The sequence below is a fragment of the Rhodohalobacter sp. SW132 genome (genome assembly GCF_003390325.1).
In the GTDB taxonomy this organism is placed as follows: domain Bacteria; phylum Bacteroidota; class Rhodothermia; order Balneolales; family Balneolaceae; genus SW132.
Genome location: NZ_QUOK01000001.1, coordinates 188,393 through 208,215, shown reverse-complemented (window position 1 = coordinate 208,215; position 19,823 = coordinate 188,393). Strand labels below are relative to the sequence as shown.

General features: G+C 45.3%; 19 protein-coding genes. 12 read left to right on the top strand and 7 right to left on the bottom strand.

The window, feature by feature from the left end:
- Positions 1–80 precede the first annotated feature (80 nt).
- Positions 81–1,331 (top strand): 4-hydroxy-3-methylbut-2-enyl diphosphate reductase, encoded by a 1,251-nt coding sequence (locus DYD21_RS00890; RefSeq protein ID WP_116030932.1) that lies wholly within the window; start codon positions 81–83, stop codon positions 1,329–1,331.
- Positions 1,332–1,342: 11 nt separating this feature from the next.
- Here DYD21_RS00890 and DYD21_RS00885 read toward each other — a convergent pair whose 3' ends face one another.
- The 6 genes from DYD21_RS00885 to eno form a co-directional block, all read right to left on the bottom strand.
- Positions 1,343–2,344 carry a CdaR family protein gene (locus DYD21_RS00885; RefSeq protein ID WP_116030930.1) on the bottom strand — a complete coding sequence of 334 codons (1,002 nt, stop codon included), beginning with the start codon at positions 2,342–2,344 and terminating at the stop codon, positions 1,343–1,345.
- A 19-nt stretch (positions 2,345–2,363) separates the two neighbouring features.
- Positions 2,364–2,663: a DUF721 domain-containing protein gene (locus DYD21_RS00880; protein ID WP_116030928.1), complete on the bottom strand. Its 300-nt coding sequence runs from the start codon at positions 2,661–2,663 to the stop codon at positions 2,364–2,366.
- A 1-nt stretch (position 2,664) separates the two neighbouring features.
- Entirely contained in the window at positions 2,665–3,801 is a 1,137-nt protein-coding gene (locus DYD21_RS00875; protein WP_116033385.1) for a DNA replication/repair protein RecF, read from the bottom strand.
- 162 nt (positions 3,802–3,963) lie between these two features.
- The gene (locus tag DYD21_RS00870) at positions 3,964–5,322 is read right to left on the bottom strand and encodes a RagB/SusD family nutrient uptake outer membrane protein (protein WP_158551361.1); all 1,359 of its coding nucleotides are present in this window, start codon (positions 5,320–5,322) and stop codon (positions 3,964–3,966) included.
- Between the two features lie 66 nt (positions 5,323–5,388).
- Positions 5,389–8,382: a SusC/RagA family TonB-linked outer membrane protein gene (locus DYD21_RS00865; RefSeq protein WP_116030924.1), complete on the bottom strand. Its 2,994-nt coding sequence runs from the start codon at positions 8,380–8,382 to the stop codon at positions 5,389–5,391.
- A 486-nt stretch (positions 8,383–8,868) separates the two neighbouring features.
- Positions 8,869–10,155: a phosphopyruvate hydratase gene (eno, locus tag DYD21_RS00860; RefSeq protein WP_116030922.1), complete on the bottom strand. Its 1,287-nt coding sequence runs from the start codon at positions 10,153–10,155 to the stop codon at positions 8,869–8,871.
- 79 nt (positions 10,156–10,234) lie between these two features.
- Here eno and DYD21_RS00855 point away from each other — a divergent pair, with 79 nt between their 5' ends.
- Positions 10,235–10,927: an HAD family hydrolase gene (locus tag DYD21_RS00855; protein WP_158551360.1), complete on the top strand. Its 693-nt coding sequence runs from the start codon at positions 10,235–10,237 to the stop codon at positions 10,925–10,927.
- A 228-nt stretch (positions 10,928–11,155) separates the two neighbouring features.
- On the opposite strand, the gene DYD21_RS00850 is transcribed toward DYD21_RS00855, so the two are convergent.
- Positions 11,156–11,989 carry a hypothetical protein gene (locus DYD21_RS00850; RefSeq protein ID WP_116030918.1) on the bottom strand — a complete coding sequence of 278 codons (834 nt, stop codon included), beginning with the start codon at positions 11,987–11,989 and terminating at the stop codon, positions 11,156–11,158.
- Positions 11,990–12,180: 191 nt separating this feature from the next.
- On the opposite strand from DYD21_RS00850, the gene DYD21_RS00845 reads away from it, so the two are divergent.
- The 10 genes from DYD21_RS00845 to DYD21_RS00800 all read left to right on the top strand — a co-directional run bounded on the left by DYD21_RS00845 (position 12,181) and on the right by DYD21_RS00800 (position 19,741).
- Positions 12,181–12,570 (top strand): hypothetical protein, encoded by a 390-nt coding sequence (locus DYD21_RS00845; protein ID WP_116030916.1) that lies wholly within the window; start codon positions 12,181–12,183, stop codon positions 12,568–12,570.
- A gap of 25 nt (positions 12,571–12,595) precedes the next feature.
- The gene (gene prmC / locus DYD21_RS00840) at positions 12,596–13,465 is read left to right on the top strand and encodes a peptide chain release factor N(5)-glutamine methyltransferase (RefSeq protein WP_116030915.1); all 870 of its coding nucleotides are present in this window, start codon (positions 12,596–12,598) and stop codon (positions 13,463–13,465) included.
- 390 nt (positions 13,466–13,855) lie between these two features.
- A complete protein-coding gene (gene dnaA / locus DYD21_RS00835; protein ID WP_116030913.1) occupies positions 13,856–15,301 on the top strand; it encodes a chromosomal replication initiator protein DnaA in 1,446 nt (481 codons plus the stop codon).
- Positions 15,302–15,312: 11 nt separating this feature from the next.
- Entirely contained in the window at positions 15,313–15,678 is a 366-nt protein-coding gene (gene folB / locus DYD21_RS00830; protein ID WP_116030911.1) for a dihydroneopterin aldolase, read from the top strand.
- On the top strand, positions 15,666–16,154 hold the full coding sequence (gene folK / locus DYD21_RS00825) for a 2-amino-4-hydroxy-6-hydroxymethyldihydropteridine diphosphokinase (protein WP_116030909.1): 489 nt from the start codon (positions 15,666–15,668) through the stop codon (positions 16,152–16,154). Before folB ends, folK begins: the two co-directional genes overlap by 13 nt.
- 3 nt (positions 16,155–16,157) lie before the next feature.
- Positions 16,158–16,802, top strand: coding sequence for a deoxynucleoside kinase (locus DYD21_RS00820; RefSeq protein ID WP_116030907.1), 645 nt, complete (start codon positions 16,158–16,160; stop codon positions 16,800–16,802).
- Positions 16,802–17,023, top strand: coding sequence for a hypothetical protein (locus tag DYD21_RS00815; RefSeq protein WP_116030905.1), 222 nt, complete (start codon positions 16,802–16,804; stop codon positions 17,021–17,023). Before DYD21_RS00820 ends, DYD21_RS00815 begins: the two co-directional genes overlap by 1 nt.
- Before the next feature lie 7 nt (positions 17,024–17,030).
- Positions 17,031–17,573: a tetratricopeptide repeat protein gene (locus tag DYD21_RS00810; RefSeq protein WP_116030903.1), complete on the top strand. Its 543-nt coding sequence runs from the start codon at positions 17,031–17,033 to the stop codon at positions 17,571–17,573.
- 139 nt (positions 17,574–17,712) lie between these two features.
- Complete coding sequence (locus DYD21_RS00805) at positions 17,713–18,810, top strand: Gfo/Idh/MocA family protein (protein ID WP_116030901.1); 1,098 nt, start codon at positions 17,713–17,715, stop codon at positions 18,808–18,810.
- A gap of 163 nt (positions 18,811–18,973) precedes the next feature.
- A complete protein-coding gene (locus DYD21_RS00800) occupies positions 18,974–19,741 on the top strand; it encodes a DUF305 domain-containing protein (protein WP_233505459.1) in 768 nt (255 codons plus the stop codon).
- Positions 19,742–19,823 lie beyond the last annotated feature (82 nt).

The following is a 19,823-nucleotide window of genomic DNA, read 5'->3' as shown; positions in this document are numbered from 1 at the left end:
CTTTAAGATTGATTTGGTGTTCAGCTGAGCTCTCTTTTGGGGAGTTCATCAGAATTATAATTTTATGATCCAGCAGCTTTATGGCACGAAAGTCGTTCGACATCCCGAAAATGTACCGGTCACCGATCATCCGAAAAGTAAAGGAGGCGAACAAGGTTACCGATCCGCGTAAAAAAGACCTGGAGCCTTCAGAACTCAATTTTGGTCCGCTTACAGTGTTAATCCCGCGGCATTTTGGATTCTGCTACGGCGTGGAAAACGCTATCGATATCGCATACCGCACGGTGGAGGAGAATCCGGATAAAAATATCTACCTGCTCAGCGAGATGATCCACAATCCCACCGTAAACGAGGATCTGCTCGAAAAAGGTGTGAAATTTCTGTTTGATACGGATGGCACGGAGCGAATTCCAATCGAATCGCTCCATTCCGATGATATCGTGATTGTGCCCGCCTTCGGCACGACACTCGATATCCAGGAAAAACTTCAGCAGCAAGGGATCGATCCTTATCAATACAACACCACCTGCCCCTTTGTGGAGAAGGTGTGGAAGCGTGGAAAACAGCTCGGTAAAAAGGGATATAGCCTGGTGGTTCACGGGAAACACCGGCACGAGGAGACCCGGGCCACATTCTCTCACAGTGCCGATCATTCACCGGTAGTTGTTGTACTGAACCCGGAGGAGGCCCGTATCCTGGCTGAAATTATGACCGAAGAACGTCCGATTGAAGATTTTGAAAAATATTTTGGCCACAAAAGCACCGAAGGATTCGACCCGCTTAAAGATCTTGAATTTTTCGGGGTGATCAATCAAACCACCATGCTGGCTACCGAAACCCAGGAAGTGATGAATATCTTGAAGAATGCTTCCAAAAAACGATTTGGGGAAGCTAACGTGCAAAATCATTTTGCGGACACTTCAGATACGTTATGTTACGCCACGAACGAAAATCAGTCCGCCACGTATGCCCTCGCCGATGCAAAGCCGGATCTTGCAATTGTGGTTGGCGGTTACAACTCATCGAATACGATGCATCTTGTTGAAATCCTGGAGGATCATTGCCCTACGTTTCACGTGCGGGATGCAAATGAATTCGATTCACCTGAAGCAATTCTCCATTTTGACCAGTGGGAGAAGGAGATGAAAGAGACAAAAAACTGGCTGCCTGCAGATAAGAAGAATCTTAGAGTTGCACTAACTTCCGGAGCCTCATGTCCGGATGTGCTGGTGGATGAGGTTCTGTTGAAAATACTTTCGTTCTTTGACCAGACAAGAGAGGTGGATGACGTGATCGAACCGTTTGAGAAAACGATGGCAGCAGCTACCTAAAATATCCGGGCTTAATCAGAAAGAATATTGAAATAGGAAATACGGGTTGGCTGAAAACTTCTCAGGCGCACATCATATTCATCCGTTACCGTTTCGAGCTGTGGTGTAATCAGACCCGTGGTGTCGGCTTCGATTCTTTCGTAATCTACAAAAGCCACAAAGGGGCGGATATCCTGCACATCATTATACTGCTCAATCGGCACATCATACCGAACAAGTATCGAGGATGGCGAAAATGTAATGGCTACTCCTGAAGGAAGGTCTCGTGTACGGACGGGAATGCGAACCTGAGCTTCGGTAAATTCGGCTATATCAGCCCGTAATTGCACTTCAGAAGGGCTTACTGTCAAGCCGGATCCCGGTGATTCCAACTCCACATTCAGTTCAAGGTTCGTGCTTACATCAGCAATCGTTGATTCTTCAGTGCTCCATGACTCAATTTGTTCTACACGCGATGCGGGGCCTGTAACGGTAACGCTGTCTGGTATAAATCGGGGTGACCCCAAAATTCCGAACTGAGAGCGGGTAGAAAGGCTGATGTTCGATTCAACAGGTACTCGTTTTGTAATTCGCTGCTCTGTTTCAATCTCAATAAACATCGGATCAACCTGCATCACGCTCACAGTAGAAACCGATCCGATCTGCTGCCTCACCTGCTCAAACATATTTACCTGCTGATTATCCCCGCTGAGTGAGATGGTCGGAATGTTTGTATATAAATTAAACAGACTCCAGCCCTCACCACTTACGCTTACAGCTGCATGATTGGGAATTTCGCTGCTCAGAGCTACATCTTCAGGGATTTGTGCAATTTCGATGGGAATCATCATACTTACGTTATAATCTCGCCCCATATTTACAATCACCCAAAGGCTGATGGAAAGCAACATTGCAAATGCAAATCCGAGCACTTTTTGGCGGGAAAACATTTTGGTGTCGTCATCTTCATCGACGCCCCACCGCCCTGTCAGAAGTTCGGTTATTTTATCTTTTGTGGTTTTAAATATTCCCATAAAGTTCAATATGGTGGATTTACGCTGATCTCACAACAATTTCTTTCACGATTTTACTGCCGACCTTATCGTTCAGTTTTTTTGCAATTGAGAAGCGGTTCATATGTATTTCGTGGCGCCAGGCAGCGGTTTCTACTTCCACTACAAGACGACTGCCTTCAAAGTGCAGATTTTTACAAACGGAGTTGATCCGCTCGCCCACAATTTCCGGCCAGACGTGCAGAACCATTCCCCGCTGGAGTTTGGTGCGGTGTGGAATCCGCTTCATAAACTCTTTCAGCAGGTTGTCCATCGACTGAGGTTTATTTCCAAATGCCATATTAAGTCTCCGCTTTGGTTGCAATTTGCCCGTCTTCAACTCTAAACCACCGGTTTGTTACATGGTCTTTAAACTGAGATTCCAGAAAAGGTTTCTCAGCTGCAGAAGTTATAAACGTTTGCCCGGAGTGTTTAGTCAGTGTTTTCATGATAACGGATACTTTTTGTTGATCAAGATTGCCAAAAATATCATCCAACAGCATAATTGGCAGGTCATCCAGCTGATCGGAATAATAGAACAACTGAGCCATCTTCAGGGCCATGGAAAAAAGGCGGTGCTGACCCTGTGATCCATAGTTTCGAAGTTCCATATCATCAAGGTAAAAAACAACTTCATCGCGGTGCGGGCCGATCAGAGTTTGCTCACGGTCCATCTCTTTTTCTGAATTCTCTTCGAGCTGCTGCATGTATGTCTCGCGAATGTCGTCTTCGTCTTCGGTTTGATCCGTTATGGTTTGATAGCGGAGACCGGGCTTAAGCTTCAACTCGGAGATTGACTGATATTGAAATTCAAGATATCGCTTAAAACGTTCCAGTACTTCTGCCCGTTTGGCAATCAGGCGTGAGCCGGTTTCGGTTAGCTGCAGATTCCATGGCTCAAGATATCCCTCCAGAATCTCACGCGGCCCGCGAAATTCCTGCAGCAGTTTGTTACGCTGTTTTCGGATGTGACGGAATTTTATCAGATCACGAAGATATTTTGGGGAGATCTGGCTGATCATACTGTCGAGAAATGAGCGGCGCTCCGCCGGGCCTTCTGCAGTTAGTTTCAGATCTTCCGGACTCATCACTACAACCGGCACCATCCCGATCAGGTCAGACAGGCGGGAGAGCGGGCTGTCGTTCACAAATATTTTTTTCCCCTCCCCCCGCGAATAACTGCACGATACCTTGAACGACTGTCGGATCTCGCCTTCAAAATCGCCCTCGATCATAAAATATTTCTCTTCATTATTGGCCACGTACTGATCGCTGGACGCCACAAAACTGCGGCTCATGCAAAGGTAGTGAATGGCATCAATCACGTTGGTTTTTCCGGCGCCATTGGGACCTGTTATTAAATTCAGATGTGGTGCAAACTCCACCTCGGTATCGATGTGATTTCTGAAGTAGCGTAATTTTAGCCGGTTGATTCGCATTTGACCAAGATAGAAAAAAAATAGGTACCTGTATATCAATGCGGTTGATTCATCCGGTTATTTCAGCAGGTTATAATGGAAGAGTTCTATTGATCCCGTTATCACAAAAAAAGCCCCCTGTTTTGAGGCAGGGGGCCGGTTTTTATTCTTTGTTAGAACTTCTCAATTAGAAGAGAAGGTATCCCAATCGAGTTCACCTTGTGGCCGTCCGATATAGTTTGCGACACGTCCGCCATCAGCTGATGTATCAATCTGATCAAGCCGTTCATATCTTCGCATATCAACCCAACGGTGACCTTCGCCCCAAAGAGAGTAGCGGCGCTGTTTCAGCATCTCATCAATTAATGCTTCCTGATTAATAGTGCCGGTGTATGCACCGACTCCCCACGCCTCTCTGATGATGTTCAGCGCATCAACAGCGTTATCAAGACTTGCTGCATCACCGATTTGAATATTAGCCTCTGCATAAATAAGAAGTAACTCCTCGTTTCTGATAAACGGCATCGGGCTTGTTGCTGAGCTGAAACGGGCATCCTGGTAAGCTGACTCTAACCCGGTGATGTCGGGCGTAGTAGCCGGATTTTCTCGTTCTTCAAGCTTTCGCTCAAGCCGCAGGTCACCATTGTCAGCTTCATCTACAAATGCAGGACTCGGTACGATTAATAGGTTCTGGTCAGCATCTGGTACAAAATGGTATGGATTAAACAGGTCATTTCCACCACTGAATGTATGTTGAGGCCCTGCATAGAGTTCTGCTTCTCCCTGGCCGGGAGTAAGGTTCAGGAAAGAATCATCCAGCGCCGTCAGGGCACCTTGCCAATCTTCAGCGTAAATGGCATAACGGGCTGCAATCGCACGGTTTACTTCCATCATACCAGAAGGAGTATTAAATCCTTCAAAACCCTGAGATAGAGTAAATGCAAATTCGTTTCCTGCATTTTGCAAGTTGCTGTATCCCTGATCCAGAATGCCCCTTATTTCTGAGAGAGCGTCGTCATACGACAGGTAGCCGCCCGGATTAAGGGGTTCCTGGAATGTTACATCTACACGAATCCCGTTCTCGTACTGATGCATCAAAGGCATCTGGAACTGGTAGGCTTTGATGGTATTCGCAAACCCAAGATATCCGTTTCGCTGAGCTTCGGTAACGACATCTGTGTTATTAACAGACTCAATCACCAGATTTGCATGACGTATGGCAAAGTATGGTGTATTATAACCGCTGCCATCCACAAAGAAGTTGTTATCCTGTTCAGCGGGCACGGAGACGGGTGGAATTTGCAGCCAGGTGCCGGCAAAGCTGGGATCTGATGTGTTGATATAGTAGAGTTCGCGGCTAATTGTACCGGTAAGGCTCCACCACCCGCTTGTTGCACTATTATAGTTCCGATGTACGGATTCAAGTCCCGCAGCTAAATCCTGCAGTTGCCCCAAAGTGGCGTTTTCAAGAACAGCGGCGGAACTCGGGCTATTCGGATCCGTTACGGGATCTACTTCTACTAAATTACAGGATGTTGACAAATGCATTAATCCTGCTAAGACCATTATCTTAATTATTATATTTCTCATTGGATTTCTCAGTTTGGATTAAAAGTCAACTTGTACGGAAAACAGCACTTTTCGTGTAGAGGGATATGGAGTAATATCTACACGTGTGCCAAGTGCATTTCGCCCTGTGGCATTCACTTCAGGATCGTAACCCTGATAGTCGGTGAACATCAGTAAATTTGTGCCCGTAATTCCAAAACGGGCGTTATTTACTGTATTTCCGGTAAGTCGCTGTAAAACAGAGGCCGGGAGGGAATAGTATAGTGAAGCCTCTCTGAGCTTTACATACGATGCATCCTCAAGGTAGGAAAGCGTCCCCCCTTCGCGCTGTACACGGTTATTGTTGCTATCGAAAAAGTCGGGGGTATTACCGCCACTGTCAGTCAGCAATTCTGACAGGTTAATACCTTCCGCGCCCTGACTCCAATGAATAAGAAAACTTGCCGAGAAATTTCTCAGAAACGTAAATTCATTGGAAAAAGACATTTGAAAGTCGGGTTGGAGATCTCCAATTTCAACCTGATCTGTAACATCAGGATCCGGTATAAATCCGTAAATGGCCGTTGGTGAAACTCCCTCCTCAATTCTGCTCGCCCCAAAGTTAGGAGACGCATAAAATGTGTTGGTTCTTGGAGGAATGGCCAGATTGGTGATTTCTGACCTGTTGGTCCACCAGAGTATTCCCGAATTCCACACAAAATTTTCTCGCTGGAACGGGATAAGATTTAATCCAATCTCCGTACCGATATTTTCCAGCTCGGCAGCGTTTGTGGTTACATTGCTTACCCCGGTTGCCGGAGATGGCTGTAGCCCCAGGATCAGATCTTCAATGGTTTTGTTGTAACGCGTAAATTCCAGGGATGCACGACCGTTAAAAAGGGAGATATCAATACCGTACTCAAGTTCCTTTGCACGTTCTGGTTTAAGATCGGGGTCTACATCCGTTCCCGGTGCAGTTGCCCCTCCTAAATCTCCAATATTTGTACCTCCGAGACTGGAAAAGATACTCCCGAAATTGGGGAGCCCTCCGGTTTCACCATAGGCGATTCGGGGTTTGAGCTGTGTTACCCAATCCGTTTCCCAAAAATCGAAATTGGTTACGTTGATAGCGATAGACGCTTTTGGGTAGAAATAATATTGATCAACATCAAGGTTGAGAGTAGACTTATCCCACCGGCCGCCAACTGTAGCAATAACTCTATCAGCAAAATTGACTTCTTGTTGGGCAAAAAGCCCAAAATCGGTGATATCCACATTGTTCTGAGCCGAGGTCACCTGGGCGGCATTTCCCACGTTCGTCTGTCCGGGAAGAAGGCCCTGCCCCCTGATTCTGTCAAGCGATATCTGCTGCTCAAACCGCGTAGCACCAACCTGGGTTGTTAAATCTACATGGCCAAAATCGGTATTCAGATTTGTATTGTAGAGCAGTACTGCCTGAAGATTGGTATTGAGAACCTCTTCTGCAGAGTGGATTACATCTCCCGGAAATGTGGCTGATGTTCTCTGAAACTGCATAAATTCCGGAAAGTAGATCATTGATTTAGAGTTGGTATAGTCGAGACCACCTCTGAGATTTAGTGTAAAAATCGACTGATCATTATTGTAAAGAATGGATTCAAGGCTTAAAGACTGCAGAAAACGGTTTACTTTCTGTGTGTTTTCAGCAACTTCAATCAACCGAAGAGGATTTTCCCCGAAATATGGAGTGTCGTTAAACGACCCATCTTCGTTTTGCCGAATGATATCGTATGCGTAGTTCGGGTGGAAAGCCAGAGAATACCCTATCGAACCGCCTGTGTTATTTTGATTACCGGTAAATCCACGTCTTGAATCCGTATGGATGTAGCTTGAACTACTGTTTACCCGAAATTGCGGAGAAATGGTATGCTCCAGGTTGGCGCGCAGCGAGCGTCGGTCAAAGCCGGTGTTTCGCACTATACCATCTTCTGAATTCAGTCCACCCGATACGAAAAAGCGGGTATTTTCATCACCCCCGGAAACACTGAGCTGGGTATTGCGCACAACCCCGGTATGGCCATAAATCTCCTGTTCCAAATCTCGAACATTTCCGTTGGCTATTGCAGAATTCAGCCTTTGTTTTTCGAGTTCGGCACGGGCCGGGTTATTTCCATAAAAAATATCGATTCTCTCTTCCGTCCATTCTGTTCTTCCGAGAAGATTCAGGGCGTTGTTAAAACCTGCATCTTGTTTCAGGGAGACTTGAGTTGCTCCCGATCGGCCCTGCTTTGTGGTGATAATAACCACGCCGGCATTTGCGCGCTGACCATAGATGGCTGCGGCAGAGGCGCCCTTCAGTATTTCTACACTTTCGATATCATCCGGGTTAAGGTCGGCGAGGCGGTTAGCCGCCCCATCCTGTGTGGTGCCACCAGCCTGGCTCACAGTAGATCGCCCGGTAGTTAATACGTTATTATTTACATACACACCGTCGATAATGTAAAGTGGCTGAGATGCCCCGGCACCCAGTGTGCTCACACCACGGAGCTGAACGTTAAATCCACCACCTGGCGCTCCCGAATAGGAGTTGATCTGAACGCCCGGAATTTTCCCCTGAAGGGCCCTGTCGAGAGTTTGCGGATCGGAATTTCCGGTGAGTCTCTCCGCTGAGATGGATGACACGGAATTGGCAAGGTTCGATCGTCGTACCGTGCTTGCCAATCCGGTAACAACCAATTCATCGAGATTCGCCACATCAGATTGGAGCTCAACATCAAGCGTGATAGAATCTCCATCGGATCCTGTTACATCAATGTTGCGGGTAAGAAACCCAATTGAGGAAAATCGGAGAGTTACAGTCCCCGACGGAACCTGAAGTGTGTACTCTCCGTCGATTCCGGATGATGTACCGGTATTTGTTGCCGCATGGAAAACGGTAATTCCGGTCAGAGCTTCTCCGGTTGCAGCGTCACTTATTGTGCCGGATACCGTCATCTGAGCATACGATAACTGCCCGGACAAAGATATCACACAAAACACGATAATCCATTTAAGTAGTTTGTAACTATGTTTCATAATAGAAGTGTTACGGTTATGGTTGAAAAACTCCTGACATTGAAAGCTTTATCAGGAATTTTCTTGATGAGAAAAATAGAATTGAAATTACAGTGAGATTAAAAATTACTTATTGATGGAATTTACACTCTCTTAAATAATAGTCAAAATAATGTCGGAATTGATCAAAATATGTGTGGCATTTAAATTCCTTAATGCCAATAGTCGGCTTGATATAAGTACACACTTTGAAATATTGAGTGGATCTACCGAAACCCAACACAATAACATATAAAAGAACAGGTGGGATAATCACTTTTAAAATGAGTGCATAGTTCATTTATAGAATTGTTATTCGATCGAATATTCCTGAAGATTATCTCTGTAATTATCTCGCAAAAACTTAGCCGAATGAGGGCAGGATCTTGATCACGTAAATATGAGCAAAAAAAAGAGCCCCGATCTTTCGGGGCTCTATAGGAAAGATTTGTTATACAGCGCCTGAAATTACCCGGCAAACGTGTCTTTGCCTAAAAACACGGCTGCATCACCCAGCTCCTCTTCAATCCGGAGCAGCTGATTGTATTTGGCGATACGGTCGGTTCGGCTCATCGACCCGGTTTTAATCTGCCCGGCGTTTGTTGCAACCGCAAGGTCAGCAATGGTAGTGTCTTCCGTTTCTCCGGAGCGGTGTGAAATAACACTGCTATACCCGTTTTTGTGCGCCATTTCAATCGCATCGAGGGTTTCGGTGAGCGTACCAATCTGGTTCACTTTAATCAGAATAGAGTTGGCAATTCCCTCTTTGATTCCGCGCGCAAGACGCTCGGTGTTGGTTACAAAAAGGTCATCTCCCACGAGCTGAACTTTGTCACCAATCGCATCGGTGAGTGTTTTCCAGCCTTCCCAGTCATCTTCATACATTCCGTCTTCGATAGAAATAATCGGGTACTTTTCAACCCAGTTTGCCCAATACTCTACCATTTCTTCAGCGTTACGAACGGAGCCATCACTCCATTTGAACTCATACACTTTTTTCTCGGTGTTATAAAATTCAGAACTGGCGGGGTCGAGCGCAATCAGCACGTCATCGCCGGGTGTATAGCCCGCTTTTTCTACCGCGTTGAGGATTACTTCAATCGCTTCTTCGTTCGATTTCAGATCCGGTGCAAATCCACCTTCATCGCCCACGGAGGTGTTGTATCCCTTTGATGAGAGGACTTTTTTGAGATTGTGAAAGATCTCGGCTCCCATCCGCACAGCTTCACTGAATGTGCCGGCTCCTGCAGGCATAATCATAAATTCCTGCGGGTCAACGTTGTTATCTGCGTGAGATCCGCCATTGATAATGTTCATCATGGGCAGCGGCAGTACCTTGGAATTCACTCCGCCAAGATATCGCCAGAGCGGCAGCCCGGATGATTGAGCCGCCGCTTTCGCAACCGCCATCGATACACCCAGGAGTGCATTGGCTCCAAGGTTTGATTTATTTTCAGTTCCGTCAAGTTCAAGCATAATCTGGTCAATTTCGTTTTGCAGATATGCCGGATACCCTAAAAGTTCATCAGCAAGAACTTCGTTTACATTTTTTACTGCGTTTTTCACACTCTTGCCGAGGTAATAATCGTTATCTCCATCCCTCAGCTCCACCGCTTCAAATTCGCCGGTAGACGCTCCTGAGGGGACAGCTGCGCGCCCAACGATTCCGTTCTCAAGAATCACATCCACTTCAACAGTTGGGTTGCCACGTGAATCCAGGATCTGACGTGCTGAAATATCTTCAATTAAACTCATAGTTAGTTATTTATGTTAGTTAATTTGATAATTACCTAAATGTACTGTTTAATATGATTTGTATAAAGAAAATAAGATGATGCCTCAATCCAGACCAATCCTATTATATGATATTGACGGAACACTGCTAAATGTGAAGCGGGATTTCCTGTTATCCATCATTGCTGAACAGCTCGAAAGATTCGGAGTAGAAAAACCCGATGCGCGTCCGCAATCATTTGCGGGCCGAACAGATCGTGGAATTTTTATGGAATTGATCGGCGAAAGAGAAGACGGAGAAGAGATCTTTAAACGGCTGACGAAAAGTTATATGGATGCCATGAATGTGAATCTTACTTCAATGCATGTACATCAAATCGAGAAGGCTGTTGAATCCGTTCGTGCCGCCAAAAATCTGGATATTCCCATAGGCCTGTGCACTGGCAACTTCAGAAGTGTAGCTATGAAAAAGGTAGAAGCGGCCGGCCTCAACGGATTTTTTTCATTCGGGGGCTTTGGCGGGATCCATTCAGACAGAAATTTTCTGCCAGGAGAAGCCGCAAATGAGTATCAAGAGATCTTCGGAATAAAACCGGAATCTAATAGCTATGTGGTGATAGGCGATACGCCGAACGACATCCGGTGCGCGAAATATTTTGGTGCGTTATCGGTAGCCGTAACCACGGGGGGATTTACTGCCGCGCAACTGGAGCCGCACCGGCCGGATCTGATCCTCGACTCTCTTGACAATCCGCGCCATTGGCTAAGCAAACTTGGATTTGAATTATCATGATTTTAAAAACAAGATTACTTGAAGCTAAGTGATATTTAATTTTTCGGATATTTTGAAAATACCCTCATCCGCTGACTCCACGTCATCGGATGAGTTGATAGGAGTAAGATATTACACTATAAGATTATGCACTGGATAATGCTAAGGTTGGACAATTCATCCGGTGAAGATCCCAACCCAATACCCCCATCACTGCATCAATAACAAAACACAAAAATGCAGCAGCTTTTACCAGAGACGGCCAAATGTAATAGTGATTTGAGGTGTACCAAAGAATCGCTGGGCATCAAAAAACGGTTCTAAAATCAGCTCACCCTGCTCATCGTATTGAAATGGATTTTGGTTTGGCGCTACATTTTCCCGCAGATCCGGCTGCGTGGGCATCATCATCTGAATGCCGTCAGGAAAGAAATTAAAGTGATAACTAAATTCCACGCTTGTTACCCTGCTGAATGTCCGCCCGAAATCGAGACCAAACTTGAATTCACCCGCCGCACCGAAATGCCATTCGCCGCTGCTCCAGCCTGAAAATATATCGTTGATCGGCTCGAAATAATTATCAGGTCGCTCAATGCCCTGCTCTCTATAGCCATTATCATTTCGGTCGTCGAAATAGGGAAAAGCGAAAGCTGCTACGGGACCCGCAGAGAGTGTAACAAAAAACCGGTACTCTTCTTGAACCTTATCCGCAAAAAGACGCTGGCGCATACCGATCATGGCCGGAAACGCAAATGCACGCTGGTATTTGTTGGGGACAGCTTGTTGCCCGAAGAAGTCCGTAAACGTCTGCTCTGAGGCATCACGAAGTCCTGTAATTCTCGTGTTAAATACCCCTTCTGTCTGAGAGCCGATTACACGGCGGTATTCACCACCTAAACCAAATCCAAAATTATTGATAACAATATCGAACGTAAGGCCGGATCTGTAGTTATCGCTCAGCGGAACAGCCACACGATCCTCCACGCGCAGTTCCGGTTCGGTAACTTGTGCATCCGCCTGCTCCGCAACAGAAAACAGCAAGAAAGTGATTAAAAGTATGAAAGTACCTGTCAGAGATCTCATAAATAAATATTTAGTTCGATGGTGAAACGGTTTTCAGACGGATATCATTGCATTCGAACTTACGAATATATAAATGTTATCGCATTTCTTTACAGTCTCTATTTGATTATTGTTTGATTTTGGCTTTTATTCAGGCAGAAAATTGCACATTACCTTTATATTGATATACACAAAATCCGCCGGGTACGCACATGAGTACAGTAACAAAATATTTGGTTTATGGACCACAATCTACACTGCGCAGAATGGCGCCAAAACTTTTAGAGAGTGTAGAGCCCAAATTTCTGTATAAGTATCAATCACCTGCCAACAACGATGAAGTTTTTGTTGCTGTTTACGAACAGTTTGAAAAGCAGATAAATGCCACAATTACGCTCACCTGTATTATTGAATGCACAGCCACTCAAAACCGCGTAGAGCTGAAAAAGGCTGGCGGCAGGATGGGGTTCCGCGGCAGTTCACTTTCGGAAGAGCATAATATTGAAGCTGAAATCGTGAATTTTGTGATGGACTTTTCAAAACGATTTGGGCTTTCCCTCCAGGAAGAGCAGGAAAAACCAGCTACGGACGACGATAATTAGAAGGCAGTGACGCCAAATCCATTCCATGGCCAGCCAAAAAGAAGAGCTGTGGACCGTTCTGCGTATGCTGGAGTGGGCCACAGATTACTTTAAAAAGAAAGAGATTCCAGACCCGCGCCACAGCATCGAGTGGCTGCTCGCGGAAGTTTTGGAGTGCAAACGGCTGGATCTCTATCTAAAATATGATCGTCCGCTTTCTCAACAAGAGCTCGACTCCATCAGGCCGCTGGTTAAACGGAGAGCCAATCATGAGCCGCTGCAGTATATTATCGGTTATACCGATTTTATGAACGCAAGAATTGAAGTGAATCCATCCGTTCTGATTCCCCGCATAGAAACCGAACAGCTGGTTGAGCTCTTGCTTGATAAAACCGCCGGATTTCACGCCAACAAACTAAATGTTCTTGATATCGGAACTGGAAGCGGCTGTATTCCAATATCAATAAAGCAAGCCGTGCCGAACTGGAACTGCTGGGGAATGGACAACTCGGAGCCGGCCCTCGCCTGCGCAAAACAGAACGCCACGCTCAATTCTGTGGATGTTGTTTTTTTTGAGGGAGATCTTTTCGAGCCCGAGAACTCAGAGGCTGAAAACCTGGAACTGGATCTGGTTGTTTCAAACCCTCCCTATATACAGCCAGGTGAAAAACCGGCAATCGAAAAACAGGTTTCGGAATTTGAACCGGAATCTGCCCTGTTTCATGATAAGCCGCTCGAGGTATATCACTCAATTACCGCTTTCGCTCATCGTAAAAAAGCTCATCTTTTCCTCGAGCTTAACAATACACTGGCCGATGAAATACTCGGAATCGTGCAACAGTTTTATCCCGGTGCAAAAATCGAAAAAGACCTGGATCAAAACCCGCGTTTCATTCTGGCACTTATTGCCGGTTAAATCACTGCTTCACAAGCTCTTTTTTACACAAAATAGATTTGTTTTAGACCCATTGAATAGTTAACAGATTCATGTGGATAACTTGTGGAAAAGTTTTTAAGGGGTGCCTGCCCAACTTGTTTTTATTGTAAAACCATTGTTAGGGAATTGTTATGGCGTGTCAAGCCGAATGTGATGAAAATGTGAAAAAATATTTAACTCTTTGTGCGCCAATTTATTAACATGTTTAATCTAATGTGGATAACTTTTACACAGCCCCGTCATATTTTTTTGATTTCAGCCAAATAAATCGTGATTTTCTCTTCACCGCACGCAAAAAGATTGGGCAGTGCGTGTGGATAACTGAAGGGATATTTGTAACTATTTTAAGAATTTTGGAGGCCAGTACGTTTGGATACGGTAACCGCAGAAAATGCCTGGAATGATTGTTTGGAAATCATACAGGATAACATCAGCTATCAAAAATTTAAATCATGGTTTGAACCTATCAAACCTGTTAAACTTGATAGGGATACGTTAACGATTCAGGTACCGAGTCAGTTTTGGTATGAGTGGCTTGAAGAGCACTACTATAATATGCTTCGCTCTACGATTGCAAAAGTATTGGGTGAAAATGGAAAACTTGAATACTCAGTACTCGTTGAAAAATCTGATAAGCTTGAGGATAACCGCTCCATAAATCTCCCACAGCGGCCAGTTCCGCCGAGTAAGCCGCAGGAGATGAACTCGTACAGCGACTATCATCCCGGAAAAATTGAAAATCCGTTTGTGATTCCCGGTATTCGCAAAACGAATATCGACCCCAACCTGAACGACAGTTACATTTTTGAGCGGTATATCGAGGGAGACTGTAATCGCCTGGCGCGCTCTGCAGCGATGGCAATCGCCGAAAACCCCGGAAAAAATTCTTTCAACCCATTTTTTGTATACGGCACCACCGGGCTCGGTAAAACCCACCTTGTTCAGAGCATTGGAAATAAAATTAAACAAGATTTCGGAGATCAGTTTTCGGTCTTGTATGTCTCTTCGGAAACGTTCACCAATGAATTTGTTCAGGCGATACGGAATAACCGGGCCAGCGAATTTTCCATGTTTTACCGCAATATTGACGTGTTAATTGTGGATGATATTCAGTTCTTCAGCGGTAAGGAGAAAACACAGGAAGAATTTTTCCATATTTTTAACGCGCTTCACCAGGAAGGAAAACAGATAATTTTAAGCAGTGACCGCGCCCCCAAAGATGTACCCGACATTGAAGAGCGTCTGATTTCCCGTTTCAGCTGGGGTTTAAGCGCAGATCTGCAGATTCCGGAATACGAAACGCGGTATGCTATCCTGGAGAGAAAAGCGAGTGACAACGGCATCTCCATCGATCCGAAAATTGTTGAATTTATCGCTCACAATTTTAAATCGAATGTTCGCGACCTTGAAGGGGCGATCATTAAACTTTTGGCTACTGCATCTCTAAAAAATGTGGATGAAATTGATTTGATGATGGCCAAGACCGTATTGAAAGATATGGTGAAAAGTTCGCAGACACAGATATCCATCGAGGTCATCCAAAACTGCGTTTGTGAATATTTTGGGATCGATACAAACAAAGTGAGGGAGAAAACCAGGAAACAGGAGATTGTTGAAGCCAGGCAGGTTGCCATGTATCTCTCGAAAAAATATACTAAATCAAGCCTGAAAACGATCGGGCTTCAGTTTGGGGGTCGTGATCATTCTACGGTTATCCATGCCATTTCAACCATCGAAGAGAGAATGTCAACTAATCCGAAACACAAACGGATTCTGAATGAACTGGAGCAAAAACTGGAAGTGGCAACGATTTAATTCTTTATCGAATGCTGGATCGAATAACACTTAAATCGCTCGCCTACGAAGCGAAACACGGCTATTATGATGATGAACGTCGTGGCGGAAATCGTTTCGAAATCGATCTGACGGCATATGGTTCGTTCCGTGCAGCAGCCACAAATGACCATAATCTGGAAATTACTTTCGATTACGAACGGGCTGAACAGATTGTCAGTGAAGTGATGCACGGTGAACCAAAAAAACTAATTGAAACTTTATGCAGTGAGATCGGCAGTAAAATTTTTGAATCATTCCCGGTTGTAAAGCATTTAAACGTATCCGTTCGCAAGCTCAACCCGCCTATAAAAACCGAGGCATCATACGCTGAAGTCACCCTGGAATGGAAACGGTAATTATTGCAGCCGGAAGCAACCTGGGCGATCGCCATGCGGTGCTCCGGAAAGCAGGGGTGTTTCTCAATTCAATCTCATCATCAACGCCTCTCAAGTCATCCATTTGGGAATCTGAACCTGTGGGACCTTCGAAGTTTACTTTCCTCAATTCCGCCGCAAAAATCGAAACGGATATAAAGCCGGCTGCACTGCTTGCAAAACTGAAGTTATTCGAAAAAGAGATGGGACGTGATGAACAACGCATCCGCTGGGGCCCCAGAATTCTGGATCTCGATATCATCACCTACAGCAACTTGGTGATTCAGCAAGAGAACCTTATTATTCCACATCCGGAATACACGGTCAGACGTTTTGTTTTGCTTCCCATGAATGAGATTCTACAGGACTGGTCAGATCCTGTAACGGGCAGGCCGCTGAAAGACCTTATATCCGGGGCACCGGAAATGCAGATTCAAAAAACCAAACTGAACTGGTAAAAAATGCCAAACCGTTTTGACTTTATTGCCATTGAGGGCGTGATTGGTGCGGGGAAAACCTCACTTGCCAAACTTTTTTCGGAGCGCCACAATGCACGGCTGGTGTTGGAGGAATTTGAAGAGAATCCCTTTCTGCCAAAATTTTATGAAGATCGCGAACGTTTTGCATTTCAAACTCAGCTCGCGTTTCTCGCAAGCCGTTTTAAGCAGCAACAGAAGATGACCAACCGGGAACTTTTTGACGATTTTGTGATCTCAGATTACATTTTTGAAAAAGACCGGATTTTTGCGCGTCTCAACCTCGATGATGACGAACTTTCACTTTATGATAATATCTTTGGGATTATGACCGGGATATCGGCCAAGCCTGACTTAGTAATATATCTGCAAAACTCCGTTGAACGGCTGATGCATAACATAGAAATGCGGGGCCGGGATTACGAAAAAAATATCACTGAAGATTACCTGAAAGAGCTGTCCGATTCGTACAATCAATTTTTTTATCGGTATAATAAATCACCCCTCATCATAGTAAATGCAACGGAGATCGATTTTGTACATAATCCGGATCATTTATCGTATCTTGAGGAACAGATTTTCAATCAACCGATCCGTAGCAACACACATATTCACATTATTCCTGATTAATGCTTTTACGCGGACTATTTTTCGCACTTATTTTTTTTCTGCTCTATCGATATTTATCCAAAAAACTGAGCAGCTTTAACACTCCCCGTCAGAATAACCGGCCAGGCGGGGCACATTCACAAAGATCCGGTTCCAGCTCACAAAATGGCCGGCGCAGAAAAAATCTGGAACATATTGAAGAAGCTGAATTTGAAGATATAACTGAAAAAGAGAAGAAATAGATTATATATGAGTTTTGAAGAAAGACACAAAGAAGGGTATGAACTTCTGCACGAAAAAGACCTCGATAAAAGTCTGGATGTAGCGCGCTCACTACAGCGGCTGAATCCGGATGCACCGGAGGGTTTTACACTCGAAGGAGAAGTGATGCAGAAACTGAACCAGTGGGATACCAGCATTAAGTCGTTTGATGATGCGATCGAAAAAGATTCCGATAACGGACGACTCTACAACCTCAGGGGATATTCCTATCTGAATGTCGATAAACCAGACAAAGCAAAAAAGGATTTCGAACGGGCGATTGCCCTGGATAATTTACCTGCTGCACACAGGAACCTTGTCCTTTATAAACTTATGAATGGTGAAGGCCAGCAGGCAATTCAGTATCTGCTCGACCGCATTAAAAGTGATCCCAAAGACGTTGAAAACTGGATCCTGATGGGCGACCTGATGAAAAAAGGCGGCCATGATGCAAAAGCAAAAACGTACTATGAACAAGCTCTTAAGATGGATCCGGGCAATGAGTATGTGAAGAACCTACTGGAAGAGTAACCGGACGAATAAATTCGTGTGAGTGAGACTGGAGTGTTATGCATGAATTTCAGATCTGAAAACGTTTAAAGTTTTTTTTGCTGTATTGAACAGATGATGTTCACACCCCCAAAAATTCAACTTAAAACCACCTCATGTTATGTCTAAAAATATCACGCGGAAATCATTCCTGAAACATGCCGGTACGGCACTCACCATTGCCTCCGTAGGTTTTCCCTCAATTATTATTCCCCGTAAAAAGGAGAAGATAGGTGTTGCTCTCGTTGGTTTGGGGAGTTATGCAGGCGGCCAGCTTGCCCCTGCACTCCAGGAAACCGAATATTGCGAACTCCGGGGGATTGTAACCGGCACACCATCCAAAATTCCCGAGTGGCAGGAGCGGTACGGAATTCGGGATCAAAACGTATACAACTACGAAAACCTGCATGAAGTAGCCAATAACGATGATATTGACGTGATTTATATTGTCACTCCGCCGGGTGTCCATGCAAGAGACGCTATTGTTGCAGCCGAAGCGGGAAAGCATGTATGGTGTGAAAAGCCGATGGCAATGGATGAAGAGGAGTGTCAGAATATTATTGACGCAGCAAGTAAAAACGGAGTTCAGCTTACCATTGGGTATCGGATGCAGCATGAACCGAATACACAAACAGTCATAAAATTTGGCAGAGAAGAGACCTACGGAGTGATTACCGGTGTACAAACCGGAGCCGGATATAGCGGAGCTCATCGTGATCCGGAGAACTGGCGGCGCAATCCCGATCTCGGCGGCGGTGCACTGTATGATATGGGGGTATACCCGATCAATGCAGCGCGATTTGCTACCGGAATGGAACCCATCGCAGTAAAAGGCCGGCAATGGTCAGACCGCGAGGAGATGTATTCCGACGTTGATGAACACACAGATTTTGAGATGGAATTTCCAAATGGTGTCATTGCCACCGGAGAAACCAGTTTTGGCAACTCTACAAATTACTTAAATGTGGAGTGCACGGATGGATGGTACCGCCTGAGCCCGATGCAGAGCTATCGCGGTGTTCAGGGAGAAACCAGCGATGGAAGAGAGCTTCCGCCAGCGGGAATCAACCAGCAGGCGCGCCAGATGGATAACGACGCACGAGCGATTCTTGATGGTAAAGACCCGATCGTTCCGGGTGAAGATGGCCTGGCAGATATTCGGATTGTGAAGGCAATTATGGAATCATCGCAGCGCGGTGGTGAATGGATAGAGCTGTAAAGTTCTGATTCAGATCTTACGGTCATATTCATCCACGCAATGGGAATGCCGGTATGCTGATTTCCATATCTTTTGTTGACGAAATTTTACGTTTATTCAGCGATCTTTGCTTTTGAAACATTCAAATAATGCTGTATAGTTCTGTTTCTAAAATTTTTAAGATTTGAGTTTTAACATGTTCCTTTCGATGCGCTTTACAACTTTGCCGGTACTATTCATTTCAATTATACTTCTGCTTTCATTTCATTTCATGGGCTGCGCAGGATCAGAACAGATTGCCGACAATGAAACGGTTGAACATTCCCCGGATCGCAATCTTTCCAGTCTCGAAGAGATTTATTGGGCGCGTATCGACAGTTCCAGGATGAATTTTACACAGGCAGACGTGGTTTTTATGACCGGAATGATCGGGCATCATGCACAGGCATTGATTATGTCGCGCCTGGCTCCCGAAAACGATGCCAGCCGTTCCGTACAGGTGCTGGCGGCAAGAATTATTAATGCACAGGGTGATGAAATCCGGTTGATGCAGCAATGGCTTGCCGATCGGAACCAGCCGGTACCCGAAGTTCATATCGACGGCCTGAACCTGATGATTCACATGCCGGATATGGAACATAACGGTGGCGGCCATCACGGGCATCATGATCACCATGGAGGAATGCATGACCACAGCGACATGCCGGGAATGCTCACCCAGGAGCAGCTTGAAGAACTCGCCGAGGCACAAGGGCGTGAGTTCGACAGACTTTTTTTGCTCTATATGATCGAACATCATGAGGGCGCTATAACAATGGTTGAAACCCTGTTTAACGCTAATGGCGCCGCCGGCGATCGCGAAATGTTCGACCTCGCATCCGGTATTAATGCTGAACAAATTACCGAAATCAACCGCATGCAGTCGATGCTGGAAGAGATGGAAGGCTCCTGAATCAAAAGGGAATCAAGATTTTAAAGTCGGCATTGATGAACAATGTCTTGCAACTATTTTATTTACGAACACAAAAAACATC